The 3033-nt window shown below is 46.5% G+C and carries 3 protein-coding genes; all 3 read left to right on the plus strand.

Annotated elements, in window-relative coordinates:
- Positions 1 to 920 (plus strand): molybdopterin cofactor-binding domain-containing protein (locus Q0668_RS18015; RefSeq protein ID WP_298867163.1); only part of this gene is annotated, 920 nt, incomplete at its 5' end.
- A 24-nt stretch (positions 921 to 944) separates the two neighbouring features.
- The gene (locus Q0668_RS18020; protein ID WP_298867165.1) at positions 945 to 1208 is read left to right on the plus strand and encodes a MoaD/ThiS family protein; all 264 of its coding nucleotides are present in this window, start codon (positions 945 to 947) and stop codon (positions 1206 to 1208) included.
- Between the two features lie 90 nt (positions 1209 to 1298).
- A complete protein-coding gene (locus Q0668_RS18025) occupies positions 1299 to 2558 on the plus strand; it encodes a HEAT repeat domain-containing protein (RefSeq protein WP_298867167.1) in 1260 nt (419 codons plus the stop codon).
- Positions 2559 to 3033: the final 475 nt, after the last annotated feature.

The following is a 3033-nucleotide window of genomic DNA, read 5'->3' on the forward strand; positions in this document are numbered from 1 at the left end:
GGAAAAATCAGGGGCGGGGCATTGGTTGCGGCTTCTGGTTTAATGCGGGTTTGAAATCTGCCGTTACTGCGACTGTGAATTCGGATGGTTCTGTCGGGCTGCTGGAAGGTTCCACCGACATTGGAGGATCGCGGACCGCGATCGCCATGCAGTTTGCAGAAGCGATTGGGCTGGCCGCTGAAGATATTAAACCGGCTGTGGTGGATACAGACAGTGTGGGTTACACCGATGTGACTGGTGGAAGCCGCGTGACTTATGCTACAGGCTGGGCCGCTTATGAAGCTGCTCAGGATTTGCAACGACAGATTATCGCACGGGCTGCTGAGTTATGGGATGTTGATCCTGCGAAAGTTTCTTATGATGATGGTCATGTGATCGGGCCTGACAAAAAAGTCTGTTTCAAAGAGATTGCCGTCGAACTGAGTATTGGGGGAGAGCCATTAGTAGGCCGAGGTGTTTCGAATCATAACGAACCCGGCGGTGCTTTTGGGGTGCATGTGGTGGATGTGGAAGTCGACCCTGATACTGGAAAAGTCGATATTCTGCGTTACACAGCCGCTCAGGACTGTGGGACTGCCATTCATCCTGCTTATGTTGAAGGACAGATTCAGGGGGGGGCCGTTCAGGGAATTGGCTGGGGATTGAATGAAGAATACTGGTATGACAAAGAGGGCAGCATGACGAATGCGAACTTCCTCGATTATCGGATTCCCACCTGTTATGACCTGCCCATGATAGACGCGATTATTGTCGAAGTGCCGAACCCCGGTCATCCTTATGGCGTGCGTGGTGTGGGAGAAGTTCCCATCGTGCCACCGCCGGCTGCTCTGGCGGCTGCCATTCAAGATGCTGTGGGAGTGCAGATGACCGAGTTACCCATGTCGCCTCCACGGGTCTTGCATGAGCTGTTGAAGAAATAGTCTTGATCAGGAGTTGAACCGAGAATGCCTCGCCTGTTTATTCCTCCCTCACTCAGACCGTTCTGTGGAGGACAGGAAGAAGTCGTAGTGGAAGGGGCTACTGTTCTGGAAGCAGTACACTCTCTGGAACAACAGCATCCGGGTGTGATGGAGCGCCTCTGTCCTGAGGGAACACTCAGGGCGGGGATGTCGGTTACCGTTGATCAAAACGTGACTCCCCGCGGTCTGTCGCAAAAGGTTTCGCCTGAGAGTGAAATTCATTTTCTGCCTGCCATTGGTGGTGGGTGACATTTTTTTTTGATCTTTGATCGCTTTTTTATCGTTCACTTATTGCCCTGTCAGTCCATTCGACTGTTCGCATCAAGTGAGGATCAAACAATGTCTCAATCCGAAGAGTATTCATGGGTTAAAATTCGAAAGATTATTTTAGTAACCTGTTTGGTACTAGTAATCATTTACCTACCGGTTTTTATCAGCTGGCGTGTATATCAATACCGGGCAGTCAGTGAGTTGGTTCAGGCAATAGAATCTTTCAACGATCAAGAAACTGATGAAGCGCTCGAAAAAGTCAAATCACGTAATGCGACCGAACTTGCGCTGCCAAGACTGATTGAATTGCTGGAGTCAAATTCTGAAATAGCTGATTCACGTGCGCTAAGTCGTGTTTTTTATGCTCTTGGACCTGCGGCAAATTCAAGACTGCTTGAAAAAATACAACCTTCGGAAAATATTAATATCAGAGTAAGAGCTATCTATATTTTAAGAACGATTGGGCGTTCTCAAATAGACGATTACGAATTTCAACGGATCGTCCATTCTTTAGTCCAAGCTTTAGATGACGAAAATAGGGATATCAGATTTTCTGCGGCACAGGCAATTTCACACATTGATCCTTCAAGAGCTGGTGAAACGCTCCCAGTTCTAGTTGAATTACTGAAAGATCTGGACACAGGCATTCGGGTTGAAGTAATTTACCTTATTGGACTCTTTGGCAACCGCGCGGAAGGAGTGCTTCCAGAGTTACTAATTGCATTAAAGGATCCAGATTCACTGGTTCGAGGTATTGCTGCATCAACGATTGTCAAGATTGGAAATTCTGATATAAAAGTGATCAATGGACTGATAGAAGTATTGTCAGATGAGAATCCTAACTGTCGTAGTAGGGCCGCTTATGCGTTAGGACAATTTGGTCCCCAAGCAAAGCCTGCCGTTCCCGCTTTACTCGCATCATTGAACATGCTGCAGGACGTTGAACAAGAAGTACCCCATAATTCTTTACAAGAATCGACCCGTAGATCTTTACGTAGATCTTTAATTGATGCGCTTGGAGACATTGGTCACGCCTCACCAGAAGTGATTCAGGCGCTCATCACGACATTGAATGATAAACGATATAGCATTTCGCGTGAATCTGCAGCAATAGCACTGGGGAAGCTTGGCCCCAAGGCTGTTGGTGCCGTACCCGATCTGGTCAAAGTGAGAGATGAAGCAAAAATTGACTCCAAATTAAGTTCAGAAACAAGCATGGAAATAGAATTCGAAAATAGATTAGGTTTGGAAGCAGCCATTGCGCTTGAACAAATTGACCTGAAAAGGTTCAATCGTGCCCTGAACGAATCAAATACTGAAGCACAATGATTTATAGATTTGTTTACCATCGATGAGTAGTTTTTCTGAATTGTACGAGTGCTCTGACGGTTTCCTGTTGTCTATGACAACCTCGAATTTCATTCGAGGCTACCCGGTGCGTCTACTCTATTTGTGAATTACTGCTGTCTCTTCACTTCCGAATTTTCATCTCGGGCTCTGTGTGGCTATTGAATAGGATGTGTGGCTGGTTTATTTGCCCGCTTCTTTTATTTAATTTCGAAATGTGCTCATGGAATTCTTTGTTGTTTTATTCTACTGTTCTATTAGTTTGATTGCGAATCGTTGTTTGATCTCCAACTGGTTTCATCATGTGGAAGGGCGCGCCGGAGTCAAGCCGATTTTGTTGCGCGAATTGTGGTTGCAATCTGGCGAACTATGTTCAAACAGTGGTTTAGACGCGTCGAAGCGTGACCGAAACGCGTCGATAAAGTACGAGACAGCGGGAACCGGTGACGTTTTTGCA

This window comes from uncultured Gimesia sp., from assembly GCF_937910335.1.
GTDB lineage: Bacteria > Planctomycetota > Planctomycetia > Planctomycetales > Planctomycetaceae > Gimesia.